Consider the following 280-nt stretch of genomic DNA (forward strand, 5'->3'; position numbering starts at 1 on the left):
CCCTGCAGCGCCACTTTGGCGCCTTCAATTTCGATACCGGCGCGACGGGCAACTTCCCGGCCGGTGACAAACACGCCGCGTCCGGTGGCTTTTTCACGACCGAGGGAGCCGCCGAGGTGGATCGGTTTGCCGGTGACCACGCCGGTGATGGTGGTGCCATGGTTCATGGAGTAGGTGTCCATCATCCATGCCATCACTTTGCCATTGGTGCCGACGTCCGGCGCCGGAATATCTTTTTGCGGCCCGATAATAATGCCGATCTCGCTGGTGTAGCGGCGGG

1 protein-coding gene is annotated in these 280 nt (G+C 61.8%); it reads right to left on the minus strand.

Annotation, left to right across the window (positions count from 1 at the left end):
- On the minus strand, positions 1 to 280 hold a 280-nt coding region (locus tag ACSIPU_RS31250), incomplete at both ends, for a Glu/Leu/Phe/Val dehydrogenase dimerization domain-containing protein (RefSeq protein WP_435322584.1).

It is taken from the genome of Klebsiella sp. HN106 (assembly GCF_051209435.1).
In the GTDB taxonomy this organism is placed as follows: Bacteria; Pseudomonadota; Gammaproteobacteria; order Enterobacterales; family Enterobacteriaceae; genus Klebsiella; species Klebsiella oxytoca.